This window comes from Leucobacter chromiireducens subsp. chromiireducens, assembly GCF_016758255.1.
GTDB lineage: Bacteria > Actinomycetota > Actinomycetes > Actinomycetales > Microbacteriaceae > Leucobacter > Leucobacter chromiireducens.
Genome location: NZ_QYAD01000002.1, coordinates 17,931 through 30,191, shown reverse-complemented (window position 1 = coordinate 30,191; position 12,261 = coordinate 17,931). Strand labels below are relative to the sequence as shown.

Here is a 12,261-nt window from a genome sequence, read left to right as displayed (position 1 = left end):
GCTCCTTAGCGGTGGGAATTTCCGTGGCCAAGGCTAGCCTAAAGTACATCTGATGATCTGCTCTGAGCGTTGGTCAGGCGCCCCAAATGTCTCCTCCGCGAAGTCGAGCAGCGCCGATGCCCGCGGCGTGAGCCAGGTGTCCCGCGGCCAGATTCCCACCACGTGCGACACGGTGACAGGCGGGTCGAGCGGCCGAGTGACAATCGGCTTTCCCTCGAGGCTGAGCGGCACGAGATTCGGCCGCGACATGAGCAGGCCATAGCCGAGACCGCGCGCCACGAGCGCCTGGACGAGCCCAATCTCAGTGACGCTCGCGGCGATCACGGGTTCGAGGCCGCGCGCGGCAAACGCGTCGAGCACGTTCGTGGTGCCCGGGGTCGCGTCGAACTGGATGTACGGCTCGTCGGCGAGGTCTGCGAGGTCGAGCGCCTCGGCGCGCGCGAGCGGGTGCTCGGGGTGCAGGTGGGCCTCGAGCTGGGTGCCGTAGATGTTGCGCTTCCGCAGGCCGGTGGGCAGCGACACGTCGTACACGAGCGCGACGTCGAGCCGCCCGCCCTCGAGCGCGGCGAGCAGCTGCTCGTTCGTGCCGACCATAATCTCGATCTGCACACCGGGATGCCGCTTCGGAAACTCCTCGAGCAGCGACGGCATCACGTTCGAGGCGAACGTCGAGTAGCACCCGAGCTTCACGGGCCCACGCAGCTCCTCCCCGCGCCCGGCGCTCAGCACAAGCTCCCGGGTGTCGGTGACGATCTGCCGCGCCTGCCGCGCGAACTCCACCCCGGTTGGCGTGAGCGTCAGCCCGCGCGCCTTGCGCCGCACGCACAGCTGCTCTCCCACCGAGCGCTCGAGCGCCGTGATCGCCTGCGACAGCGCCGACTCCGAGATGTGCAGGTGTGCGGCCGCGGCACTCAGCGTGGTGAAGTTCGGCAGCGCAGCGAAGAGCTCCAGCTGGCGCAGGCTCACGTCACTCATGACCATCCCCGATCCCGATCTGTTTCTTTCATCAAACCAAATTAGTTCCTCATATTACTGTGATTTACACGCAGAGACATCGCCGCCACCATTGAGAGGCAGCGTCTCCCTGACCGCCGGGGAAGCCGCTCACCGGCCTGCCCGCACCACCACGTTCACGCCCGACAACGACGTTAGGGATCACGATGTCTACACCCGCCTCCGGCGCGCCCACCTCGCTTCGCAGGGTCGCGTTTGCCACCATCATCGGCACCACCATCGAGTGGTACGACTTCTTCATCTACGCCACGAGCGCCGGCCTCGTGTTCGCGCAGCTGTTCTTCGAGCCCGCGGGAAAGGAGATCGGCCTGCTGCTCTCGCTCGCCACCGTGGGCATCTCGTTCCTGTTCCGCCCGCTCGGCGCGTTCCTCGCTGGCCACTTCGGGGACGTGATCGGCCGCCGCGCGGTGCTCGTCATCACACTCGTGCTCATGGGCGCGGCCACCACGCTCATCGGCGTGCTGCCCACATTCGCTCAGATCGGGATCGCGGCTCCCATCCTCCTCCTCGTCCTCCGCATCTTGCAGGGACTGTCCGCCGGTGGCGAGTGGGGCGGCGCCGTGCTCATGGCCGTCGAGCACGCCCCCGCCGATCGTCGCGGTCGCGCGGGGTCCTGGCCGCAGCTCGGGGTGCCGCTCGGCTTCCTGCTCGCCTCGGGCGTGACCGCGCTTATGACGGGCGTGATCTCCCCCGGCGCCGCGTACCTCGAGTGGGGCTGGCGCATTCCGTTCCTCGTGAGCATCGTGCTCATCGTTGTGGGGTTTGTGATTCGCCGCTCGGTCGAGGAGAGCCCCGTGTTCACCGAGATCGCCGAGCGCGGCAAGCAGAGCAGCGTGCCCATCGTGCAGCTGTTCAAGAATCACTGGCACCTCGTGCTCCTCGCCGCCCTCGTCTTCGCGGGCAACGGCGCGCTCGGGTACATGACCACGGGCGGCTTCCTCAACAACTACGCGATCAACGTGCAGAGCATCGACACGACCGCCGTGCTCGTCGCCGCCTCGGTCGCCGCATTCCTGTGGTTCTTCTCGACCCTTCTCGCCGGGTATCTTGCAGACAAGATCGGCCGCCGCACCACCTTCCTCATCGGTTTCGCGCTGCAGGCCGCGATCGTGTTCCCCATCTTCTGGCTGGTCGACACCGGCGGGCTCGCCGGGCTCTACACCGCGCTCGTGCTCATTTCCACGAGCCTCGGCCTCACCTACGGCCCGCTCGCGGCGTGGTACTCGGAGATCTTCCCCGCCTCGATCCGATTCTCGGGCGTCTCGATCACGTACGCGCTCGGCGCCATCCTGGGCGGCGCGTTTGCGCCCCTGATTGCGCAGATGCTGCTCGAGACCACCGGCTCCACCGCGGCCGTGTCGGCTTACCTGCTCGCTGCGTCGCTGCTCGGCGGCATTGCGACGCTCTGCCTGCGCGACCGGCCAGGCATTCCGCTCGGCCCAGACCACGAGGTCGAGCAGGCCACCGGCGCCACCATGTTCTCACAGCCCGCGCCCGCGCGCGAGCTTGCGCACACCCGTTGACCAGCAGTTCAAAGGAGTCATCATGGTCAGTCAATCCACCAGGGTCGCGATTATTGGCGGCGGGATGGGCGGTCTCACGGCCGCGATCGCGCTGACAAGAATCGCCGGCGTCGAGGTGACCATCTTTGAGCAGGCGAGCAAGCTCGGCGAGGTGGGCGCGGGCGTCACCGTCGCGCCGAACGCGCAGCGCGTGCTCGATGTTCTCGGTGTGCTCGAGCGCGTGCGGTGCGCGGGCGCGGTGCCCGATGGGCATGGTGTCTACCAGGGGTCGATGGGCGAGCTCGTCACCGATGCGGCGTGGGAGGACTCGGCGAAGCAGTACCGCAACATCGGCATGTACCGGCCCGACCTCATCGACGTCCTCGCCTCCGAGGTGGCCCCCGCCACCATTCGCCTCGGCCACAAGCTGGCCGCCGTGCACGAGGCGGGAGCCGGGGTGCGGCTCGAGTTCGAGAACGGCGTCACCGAGGAGTTCGACGCGGTGGTGGGTGCCGATGGCATCCACTCCGTCGTGCGGAGGTCCGTAGGTCAGTTCCCCCAGCCCGTGTACTCCGGCTACATCGTGTACCGCGGTGTGGTCGACGCGTCGCGTCTGCCCGCGGACTGGCCCATGATCAGCCAAGTGTGGATGGGCGATCAGCGCCACTTCATGTGTTACCCGCTGCAGCAGCGCAAGCTCTTCAACTTCGTTGCGGGCGTGCCGAGCGACCGGCCACTGCACGGCCCCTGGTCGGGCCCGGCCGAGGTGAGCGAGCTCGCAGCCGAGTACGCGTCGGACATCTGGGATCCCCAGCTGAAGGAGTTCATCAGCGCCATCGACCAGACGTTCTGGTGGGGGCTGTTCGATCACGAGCCGCTGACCAACTGGTCGCGCGGGCCCATTGTGCTGCTCGGCGACGCCGCGCACACGATGCTCCCCCACCAGGGGCAGGGCGTCAACCAGGCGATCGAGGACAGCATGGCCCTCGCAACGTTCTTGAAGGCCGCGAAGACCGTGGCAGACATTCCGGAGGCGTTCCGCCGCTACACCGCCGTGCGCATGCAGCGCACCGCGATCCTGCAGCACGGCTCGCGGCGATCCGGTTGGATGTTCGATGCGCAGCACGAGTTCACCGACCTCGCGAAGCGCGATGCTGATCTGCGGGTGGGGCGCGATTTCCGCCGCAGCGCGGTGTTCGACTACGACGCGCAGAAGGTTGCCGAGCAGGCGCTCGCGCGGTTTGAAGGGAGCCAGGTCGCATGACCTCGATCAGCATTATCGGCAGCGGCAAGATGAGCGCGGCGATCGCCGAGGTGGCGGCGCGTGCCGGGTGGGACACCCAGATCCTGCGCCGCAGCACGCTGAGTTCTTCGGGCGACCGGCCAGGAGTCACGTACAGCGCGCTCGGGGAGGACCTCTCGGGTGAGCTCGTGGTGCTCGCCGTGCCGTTTGTCGCGTACCCAAGCATCATCGAGCAGTATCGCGATCGCCTGGCGGACAAGGTGGTGGTCGACATCAGCAACCCGATCGACTTCACCACCTACTCGCCACTCGCCTTGCCAGGGCGCGAGTCGACGGCTTCCGAGCTGGCGCGGCAGCTCCCCCCTGGCACCGCCGTCGTGAAGGCGTTCAATGTGAACCTGGGCGACACGCTCACGAGCGGCACGAACGGCACCACCCCTACCACGGTGCTGTACGCGGGCGACTATGCGGAGGCGAAGATCGCGGTCGCGCAGCTCGTCGAAGCAGCCGGCATGCGCGCGGTGGACGCGGGCCCGCTCCCCCGCGCCCGCGAGCTTGAGGCGATGGGATTCCTGCAGATCTCGCTCGCTGCGCTCGGCCGCACGCGCAACGAGTCGGGCTTCACCCTGCTGCCGTAGCGAGCACAACGGGTGCGGGCCCCGGACAACCGAGAGGTTGTCCGGGGCCCGCACCCGTTGTGCGTTGCGTTGAATCGCGCTGCGCCTACGCGTCCGCTGCGGTGTCGGGCTGCGCGCGGCGCTTCCGCGCCACGATCAGGCCCGCGCCGAGGGCGAGCAGCACGGCAGCGGCTCCGAGCGCCGGGGCGATGGGCGCCCCACCCGTGCGCTCGAGCGGCTGCTGCGGCGTTGCGGGGTCAACGGTCGGCGGCGTCGGTCCGGGAGGCGTCGGCCCGGGGCCGGGGCCCGGCGGCACGGATGCCTTCTCCCAACCCGCCACGAGGGTGATGTCCGCGGTCACGGGTGCCGCGAAGTCGTACGCCGCGCTCTCCAGGGTCCAGCCGGTGAAGGTGAACCCGTCACGCGTCGGGTCAGCCGGCTTCGCAACCGCGTCACCGTCGGTCACCTCAGCAGTGAACGCGGCGGCACCGTTGGCCGGATCGAACGTCACCGTGTGCACCACCGCGGAGATCTCCTCCCATACAGCGAGCAGCGTGATGTCGGCGGTCACCGGGGCGGTGAAGTCGTAGGCCGCGCCGTCGAGCATCCACTCCACGAAGGTGAAGCCCTCGCGCGTCGGGTCAGCCGGCTTCGCAACCGTGTCACCATCGGTCACCTCAGCGGTGAACGTGTCACCACCGTTCGCCGGGTCGAAGGTCACCGTGTGCACCACCGCGGGGATCTCCTCCCACACAGCGAGCAGCGTGATGTCGGCGGTCACCGGGGCGGTGAAGTTGTAGGCCGCGCCGTCGAGCGTCCACTCCACGAAGGTGAAGCCGTCGCGCTGCGGGTCTGCGGGCTGCGCCACGGGATCCCCATCGATAACCTCGGTGGTGAATACGTCGTTTCCGTTCGCGGGATCAAACGTCACCGTGTACAGAGTGGCGGGAATCTCTTCCCACCCGGCCACAATCGTCAGGTCGGAGATGACCGGCGTAGAGAAGTCGTACGCCGCGTCTTCGAGCGTCCAGCCCGTGAACGTGAATCCCTCGCGCTCCGGATCCGCAGGCTGCGCGACCGGATCGCCGTCCGTCACCTCCGCGGTGAAAGTGCTCTCACCATTGGCAGGGTCAAACGTGACCGTGTGGATCACGGCGGGGATCTCTTCCCACGCCGCCACGAGGGTCAGGTCCGAAGTGACGGGCGCCGAGAAGTCGTACGCCGCGTCGTCCAGCGTCCAGCCCGTGAACGTGAACCCGTCACGATCCGGATCTGCGGGCTGCGTGACCGGGTCGCCGTCCGTCACCTCCGCGGTGAAAGTGCTCTCACCATTGGCAGGGTCAAACGTGACCGTGTGCGTCACAGCAGAGAACTGCGCGTACACCGTCTGCCCGGCAGCCACCGCGGTGGTCACCTCGGTGCCGCCGCTCGCGCTGTCGAACCAACCGAGGAATGTGGTGCCTGCAGGAGGGGTTGGCGCGGTCGTGGGCAGCGGAACGGGAGCGCCCGGCGCTGCGACCTCGAACCAGCCGCCGGTGGCAGTGGCGTCGCTCAGGAAGCTGCCCTGCGCGCCCGGCAGCACCGGCGTCAAGCCGGCCCACGAGCCGCCGTTCTCCGTCGCGTTGAAGCGCACGTAGTCCATGGTGAAGCTGCCCGCATCCTGGTTGCCCTCGGCACGGTAGGCAACGCCGCGCTGGTCAGCGTTCAGAGCCGTGGCATCCGCGACCGCGCGAGACGCGGTGTGCGTGTCTGCCGCGAGCGGCGGCACGATCGCCACGGTAGGTACGGCTGCCTGCTGGCCACGGCTGTCGCCGGCAAACACGGTGGTGCCGTTCTCGGCAGCCACGGGTGCCGCGGTGCCGAACACGCCAAGCATGAAGGCGTCCTGTTGCGCGACCGGCAGCCCGCACCCGGCGCCTCCGGAGCAGGTGAGTCCGGCAACCGAGTCGTTGCGAGTAAAGATGTTGTTGGTCAGCGTGCCGATCGGGCGCACAAACCCGGTGCTGTCGAGCGTCGAGTGCGTGCCGAAGTCCACGCCCTTGCGGCCATTCGCCTTCGTGTTGCCCACGAAGGTGTTGCTGCTCAGGTTCACGTCGACGCGCAGCGAGGCCTGGATCGCGCCGCCGGTGTCGGACCCGCCGAGGTCGCCGGAGACGTTGTTCGCGAAGGTCGAGTTCGTCACAGTGAGGTTCGCGGGGAACGGGCGGCTGCTGTTGGCGTTGCGACCCTCGATGAAGATCGCCGCACCGTCGTCACCCGCCTCATTCGCGATGAACGAGCTGTTGCGCACCAGAAGCGAGCCCGAAGTGTTTGCGCTCGAGTTGAACACGGAGATTGCGCCGCCATCTGCGCTGCCGGGAGTTCCCGCGGAGAAGGTGCTGTTGCCCTGGAAGAGATCGTTCTCGAGCACCAGCTGCACGTTTGAGTTGTGCAGCGCGATCGCACCGCCGCGCGGCTGCGAGCCGCCCTCGCGGAAGGTGTTGTTCTCAAAGAGGGAGTTCGCAATGCGCAGCGTGCCCGAGCTGCCCGCGCCCGCGCGTGCAGCCCCGCCGGAATAGCCGTAGCCGCCGTCGCCCACGTTGTTCGTCACGCTGACGTTGTTCATCACGGTCTCAGCGCCGGCGTTGTTCCGCCCGAAGGAGAACGCTGCGGCCGACGACGCGGTGTTGCCGCTCAGCGTGACGTCCTCGATGCGCAGCGATCCCGACCCCGATCCCCCGACGTTCAGTGCAGTCGCACCGAGATCCGAGATGGTCATTTCGCTCAGCGTCACTTCGGCGGCATCATTCTGGGTAAGCTGCAGGCCGCCGTTCGTGCGCCCTTCCGCTGGCGCGAGGGCGAGGTTGCGCAGCTGCACCGAGCCTGCACCGCCGGCCTGCACGTCGAAGTGCTTGCCGCTCGGCGGTGCGAGCAGCGTGTGCCCGGCACCGTCAACGGCGATGTTCGCACCGCTCGCGTTTGCGAGCTTCACCGAGGCGGAAAGCTCGTCGGGGAAGGACGCGCCCAGCATGATCTCCGTGTCGGTGGTCGCAGCCGCGAACGCGTCGCGCAGCTCCTCCGCGGTCTCGACGGTCGTCGCCGCAGCCGCGTGTGCCGCGGTGCCCGCAACGAGCGGTGCGACGAGTAGCGCGGAGACCACACCAAACACCGCAGCGAGTCGAGTGCCTCGACGTGGTCGGTTTGTGGTGAATACGGATTCTCTGTTGTGCCCCATACTTCGACGGTAAGAGGGCCAGACAAAAGCATGAAGCAAAGCATCACGGTCTACGTAGTAGACACACTCAATTTGGGCGCAAAGCGCGCGAATCTACGCGGTGACCGGCCCCGTCTGAGTACCCAGTAAGTGCCACCTTCTTTCGCCGGTGGGTGCCTCAGGCGGATCACTGTGAGCACTCCCTTTCGTTGGGCCGCGACGACTTCATCGACGACGATTCTTCCGATCGAATCGGCCACGCAAGACCTCACAGCAAAAGAACCTCCGGGTGGGATGTGGCCGAACAATCAGCCACATCCCACCCGGAGGTTCTCTACCGCTTCCGCCCTTCGCGAGACTGCGCCCGCCTGGGCCGGGCCTGCTTAGCCCTTTACTCTCCGACGGCTGGGCCGTAGAGCAAGCACCGCTCCCCCGGCGCAGAGTGCGAGCGCCACAGCTCCGAGCGACCAGAGCCCTGCGGCGCCCGTCTCCGGAAGCTGCTCAGATTTCTCGTCCCCATTGCCCTCTGCGGCGGGCGGCTGTGTGACTGGGGGCTCTGTGGTGGGCGGCTCCGTGACCGGCGGCTTGGTCCCGGGCGGAGTGACAGTCGGCGGGACGGGTGCAGCTGCCACTGAGATGGTGTACTGCTTCGTGTCTGCACCGAAGTCATTCGTAGCAGTGAGAGAGAAGCTGTATTCACCGGCCTTCGTTGCCGTGCCGGAAAGCACTCCGCTCGCAGCATCGAGGCTCAGTCCAGGTGGAAGCTCACCGTCAGAGACGCTCAGGCTCGGGTCAGGGTAACCGTCCGTATCGACCGAGTGACGATACTTGTCATCCACCGTCGAGTTCGGCAGCGAGTCCGTTGTGATGTGCGGTAGAGCACCGATGACAACTGTGTAGGTACGGCTCTGATCCCGATCCACTCCGTTCGCCGCCGTCACCGTGAATTCGAAGGTGCCGGCGTGCGTGGGAGTCCCCGTGATTTCACCAGAGGCGGTGTCGAACGACAGCCCATCTGGCAAGTCGCCCGTGAGAGCAAGGGTGGGCGCGGGAGTGCCAAACGCATCGACTTCAGCACTATATGCATCGCCAACCAGTCCGTCGGGCAGCGCGTCAGGGGCAAGACTCAGCCCGGATACTCGCGTGAACGCGATGCCCATAGTGGAGTCTGCGGTGTACACCCAGCTACCCCCATCCACCAGGTCCGTTCCCGACACGACACCAGCCCCGTTGAACCCTGTGCGCACGGAACGCAACACCGTGCCGTCCTCGAGCGCAACGTCGTGAAGTACGCCGCGACGCTCAAGCACGCTCAACGTGCCGCCAGCGACGCTCGCCTGAACCGGCGCGCTGAACCCCGTGAAGGATGCCAGCACCTCGAATGTGTCGACGCTACGCACCTCAATGCGGCCGCCGCTACGGTCAGGAATGAAGTACGAGGACCTCCCTGCGTAATCAGCAAGGGTCACCGCTCCAGGCGCGTACGGAAGGGTGTGCACCCCAACGGTCTTGCCGGTGCTCGCATCGAGCAATGTAAACGAGGATGCCGCTTCTTCTGACACGAAGATCAGGTTTGAGTCGGGCGAACTTCCCAACGAATCGGCACGCATCGTGAAGGTGTGTTGAACATCACCGGAGTCTGGGTCACGGATCTCCACCGGACCTTCGGCGTATCCCACAATCAAGTACTCACTCCCGCCACCGCTCACGGCGACCTTGGGGAAGTCTTTACCCGACAGCGTGATCTCTCGAGCAAGCGAGTCGCTTGCGGTGTCGTACACCTTCATGTTGCGTGAAAGTCGGTCTGCGACAAACACCTCACCGTCGCTGCTTCCCGGGCTGACCGCCCTGAAGCCGATACCTCCCGTCACGTATCCCAGCGAGTCAGTGACGTACTCGACGTCGGCCGTGGTCTCGTTGAAGGCGACAACTCCGCCGCTCGGCATGAAGCCGAACACGGTGCCCTGACCATTCTGTTCACCCGGAAGGTACGCCACCGCTGACATACCCAGATCGCTATAGGGCCACGGTTTTGCAGGACCGTACGCGAACTCGGTGAGGGCTCTATCGTTCGCCAAGTCAAAACGAAGAATCTTGCCGGTTTCTTGGTTGGTGACCAGTACGTGTTCTTCTCCTGCAGCGCTCCCCGGGATCACCGCGATATTGCGCGCCGAGTCGGGAGAGCCAGCTGCCGGAAGCTTGTGTGTCTCGGTGATGGCACCGCTCGCGATGTCGATGCGGAGTACCTCGCCCTTCAGACCGGCATCCACCACGAGCAAGCTGCCGGAGCGGGCAGTTGCGTCTGCGCCGGGCGCAAGGCCGCCGATCCAGCCGCCCCAGGGGACACGAGCCTCCATCACCGTGTCTCCGGTCGCAACGTCGACGCCGTAGATTGATGATTCGCTCGTCGCACCGACGAACAAAGTTCCCTCGGTGCCTTCCGGGTTGCCCACGAAAGTGACTGAAGCGGGCTGTGCGCCGGGGATCGAGATCTCGTCCACCCAGTTCCGCGAGGCGATGTCGTAGACACCAACGCTGTTCGAAAACACGGAGACGAAGAAGAGTCGCCCGCCCGCCGAGGTGGCTCCTGAGGCGGCCGCGACGCCGTGTGTTCCGTTCAGCCCGGTCACCGCGGTCACCGGAGCTTTTCCGCTCGGCAGATCGACGATCGGGGCTGTGCCCGTGTACGAAGAGGTCACAACCGCTCGAGGCGGGAGGCCCTCAGCCCCAGGGAGCACGAGTGCGGAGCCCGCACCAAACTGAGCAGGCACTCCGGAAAACACCCGCGATACCTTTGCTGGTCCGATCGCTCGCGTCTGCGGGCCAGGTTCAGCCAGCTCAGTCGTGGTCCCCAATTCTTCATTGGTGGAGTCGTCCGCAAGCGCAGGCGACATGCTCAGCGTGGGTGCAAGCAACAGACCCAGGGTCAGTGCCGTGGCCGTCACCGTGGCCACGCGTTTTCTTGTTCGAGTAAGCAACATTCAGGAGTGTCCTTTGATCTGTGTTAGCGGCGACGGAGCTTGGCGCGGAGAGCAAGGAAGATGCCAGCTCCACAGAGCAGCAGTGCGGCAAGGGCCAGCGACCATTGGGCCGCTGCGCCCGTATGGGCGAGGACGTGTGTGTCGGCGCCCTTCGCGTCTTCCTTGGTCTGAGGGGTGACTCCGGGATCCACGGCCGGCGGATCGACCTTCGGCGGAACGACCACGGGCGGCTCCGTTGTCGGCGGCACAACCGTCGGCGGCTCCGGGGTCACCGGCTTCTCACCGACCGCAATGGCGTAGCTCCGATCGAGCACGTTCCCGTGCCGATCAGCAGCACGCACAGTGAAGTCGAAACTTCCACGGCTGGTCGGCGTACCGCTGAGCACGCCGTCCGCGCTCAGCTGCAGCCCGGGCACGCTCCCCTGGAGCATGGAATAGCCGGAGGTGCCGGTGCCGCGGGTAACTTCGTTCACCACGAAACCCGACGTGGCTTCAAAGGAGAACTCATACGGAGTATCGAGAGCAGCCTCGTGTGGTTCCGCGTTCATGAACTCAGCGCGCTCCACCGCAAACTCGACGGTCGCGGAGAAAGGAGGCCCGCCCGGCACCACCGGCTTCGAGAGGAAGACCTCAATGCGATCCGCATCTGCTTCCATGTCGCTCCACACCGCGCCATCTCCATCTTCGGTCGGCGCAGCATGCTCCACAACCTGCTGCCGTTCATCGAAGGGCATCTTGAACATCGGCACGATGTCGCTTCGGGTGAATTCGTTTGCTCCCGCGGGAATCAGCGCGTTCCCTCCGTCGATCTCCTGGTCGTTGAACCCAACAGTCGAAATAGAGGGCCAGGTCTCGAGCATCGAAAGATCGGTCACATGGTTCGAGTTGATGTTCAACAAGAAGAGCTTCTCCTTGCCACGCAGTGGCTCAAGGTCACTGATCTCGGCGTTCGGCGCGGAAATCACCTGGATGCCCTCGATCCCCGCGAGCGGAGCAAGATCTGACACAGTGGTGTTCTGGATGTACAGGCTTCCGATATTCGTGCTCTCGTTCAGCGGCTCAATCGAATCGATCCCGGTGTATGCAACTTGAAGCCACCCCAACTTGATATTGCCGCGCAGCGCCTCGAGCGATGTGATCTCTGTCCAGTTCAACTCAAGCCAGTTGATGTTCGGCAGCGTAGCGAGCGGCGAAATATCGGAGATCGGGTTTCGGCTGGCGGTCAGCTGGCGCATGCTCGGAAGATCGCGCAGCGGCTCCAGCGAGGTGATGCCGTTTTGATCTACGTAGAGATTGGACAGACTCGTTGCAAACTCAAGCCCAGTGAGGTCCGTGATCCCGAGGTTTTTCGCAGTGAGCGACTGGAGGCGCCGAACGTCTCCCCGAGTGATCGTCGAGGACTGGCTCAGGTTAAGCTTTCGCGCAATCTCCCGCCGCAGAATCGGATCGGGGATCTCTACACGCTCACGGTCGTCGGGCAGCGCTCGTGCCTGACGCGTTTCCAGAGGCTGAGCCGGCTGCTGCTCAACGTTTGCCTCATTCGGGGTCGTTGTTCCCAAGCCGGTGTCTGCCCCCAGAGGAATGTCGACGAGGTCTGCGGCGAGCGCCTGCGCCGCAGTGGGCATCACCGCGCCCATCGCGAAAGCCGCGCCCGCTACCAGCGCACCAATCACCACGACTGCGCCGTGTCTCAACGCCGGAGACGATATCC

7 protein-coding genes are annotated in these 12,261 nt (G+C 65.9%); 3 read left to right on the top strand and 4 right to left on the bottom strand.

Annotated features, from left to right (window positions below):
* Nucleotides 1-33: 33 nt before the first annotated feature.
* The gene (locus D3226_RS06225) at nucleotides 34-975 is read right to left on the bottom strand and encodes a LysR substrate-binding domain-containing protein (protein ID WP_202381581.1); all 942 of its coding nucleotides are present in this window, start codon (nucleotides 973-975) and stop codon (nucleotides 34-36) included.
* Between the two features lie 185 nt (nucleotides 976-1,160).
* Between D3226_RS06225 and D3226_RS06220 the strand changes: the two genes are divergently transcribed.
* Genes D3226_RS06220 through D3226_RS06210 form a run of 3 tightly spaced genes read left to right on the top strand, consistent with a single transcriptional unit; the run spans nucleotide 1,161 to nucleotide 4,397 of the window.
* A complete protein-coding gene (locus D3226_RS06220) occupies nucleotides 1,161-2,537 on the top strand; it encodes an MFS transporter (RefSeq protein WP_202381580.1) in 1,377 nt (458 codons plus the stop codon).
* A gap of 22 nt (nucleotides 2,538-2,559) precedes the next feature.
* Nucleotides 2,560-3,780, top strand: a complete 1,221-nt coding sequence (locus D3226_RS06215; protein WP_202381579.1) for an FAD-dependent oxidoreductase — start codon at nucleotides 2,560-2,562, stop codon at nucleotides 3,778-3,780.
* A complete protein-coding gene (locus D3226_RS06210) occupies nucleotides 3,777-4,397 on the top strand; it encodes an NADPH-dependent F420 reductase (RefSeq protein ID WP_202381578.1) in 621 nt (206 codons plus the stop codon). The genes D3226_RS06215 and D3226_RS06210 overlap by 4 nt, the downstream gene beginning before the upstream one ends.
* Before the next feature lie 85 nt (nucleotides 4,398-4,482).
* On the opposite strand, the gene D3226_RS06205 is transcribed toward D3226_RS06210, so the two are convergent.
* The 3 genes from D3226_RS06205 to D3226_RS06195 all read right to left on the bottom strand — a co-directional run bounded on the left by D3226_RS06205 (nucleotide 4,483) and on the right by D3226_RS06195 (nucleotide 12,244).
* Complete coding sequence (locus tag D3226_RS06205; protein ID WP_202381577.1) at nucleotides 4,483-7,590, bottom strand: InlB B-repeat-containing protein; 3,108 nt, start codon at nucleotides 7,588-7,590, stop codon at nucleotides 4,483-4,485.
* A 362-nt stretch (nucleotides 7,591-7,952) separates the two neighbouring features.
* Nucleotides 7,953-10,523 carry a putative Ig domain-containing protein gene (locus tag D3226_RS15025; RefSeq protein ID WP_202381576.1) on the bottom strand — a complete coding sequence of 857 codons (2,571 nt, stop codon included), beginning with the start codon at nucleotides 10,521-10,523 and terminating at the stop codon, nucleotides 7,953-7,955.
* Between the two features lie 50 nt (nucleotides 10,524-10,573).
* Nucleotides 10,574-12,244 (bottom strand): putative Ig domain-containing protein, encoded by a 1,671-nt coding sequence (locus D3226_RS06195; RefSeq protein ID WP_202381575.1) that lies wholly within the window; start codon nucleotides 12,242-12,244, stop codon nucleotides 10,574-10,576.
* Nucleotides 12,245-12,261 lie beyond the last annotated feature (17 nt).